This window comes from Psychrobacillus sp. FJAT-21963 (assembly GCF_001420585.1).
Taxonomy (GTDB): domain Bacteria; phylum Bacillota; class Bacilli; order Bacillales_A; family Planococcaceae; genus Psychrobacillus.
Genome location: NZ_LJIY01000022.1, coordinates 1 through 995 on the forward strand (window position 1 = coordinate 1; position 995 = coordinate 995).

The following is a 995-nucleotide window of genomic DNA, read 5'->3' on the forward strand; positions in this document are numbered from 1 at the left end:
TTATTTGTTGAATATCCTTTTTAATATTATTTACTTTGAATTCACATTTGTCTTTTTCAATTGAAGTAGATTTAATCTCTTCTTCGTACATTAAAATTCTTGAGTTAAGTTTTTCTGAATCATGCTTCAGTGCTAATGGGGTTAATTTATTATAATGTTTCCCTAGTGATTCAATAATTTCTAATGGTTTTTCTAGGTACTCTAATATTTCTACGAAATTTTTGAAGTTTTCTTCTTTTAAAGGTTGATTTTCATTAAAATTGTTTCTAAATAAAACCTTATTGAAGCTATTAATAAAATAATCATTATTTATTGTATTAGATTGTTTAAACCTCATAATTCTATCATTTATTTCATCTAATTGATTAGTAATTTCAATATCTTTGTTAATTAATTTTTTATGCCGAGTTTCAAACCCTATTTTGTATCTAAGCCAATTTTTTTGCATTTTAATAATATGGTCACCAAAGATTAGTTGTGAAAATCTATTTAAGTAATGATTTTCTGATTCGTCGTCTATTTCTTCTAAAGCAAATCTGTAAGGCTTATCGGTATCAAAATAGTTAAACAAGGAAAAATTCTGATTTAAGGTAGTCTTTCCTCTTCCAATCGGGACTCCATACCAACTGTTTTCCATTTTTTTGCTTTTTATTGGCTGCCTTTTAGAACTAAAAGTCTCAAACCCCTTATTTGTATAACAAGATACAGTTACTTCGTTTATATTCCCCTCTTTAAATAGTTTTGAACGGCTATTTTCTCCTGTTATAGCTAATTCTATAGTTTCAAGGAAAGTTGTTTTTCCTGTGCCGTTTGCACCATGTAATAAATTTACTTGTACTGGTTCGAGTATCTTTTTTCCATTAAAACAAGGTCTATCTAGTTGACCGAGGTCTAACTTAGTAACTTTCTTAATTATTGGGGAATCGATTTCTATATCATATTTACTTTCTATTATTTCAGCTAAATCTGGATCATTAAATCTTTTTGTTTTTAAA

At 27.1% G+C, this 995-nt stretch carries 1 protein-coding gene; it reads right to left on the reverse strand.

The annotated features are described in order from the left end of the window. Positions 1 to 995: AAA family ATPase (locus AN959_RS21485; protein WP_172794421.1), on the reverse strand; the 995-nt coding region annotated here is incomplete at both ends.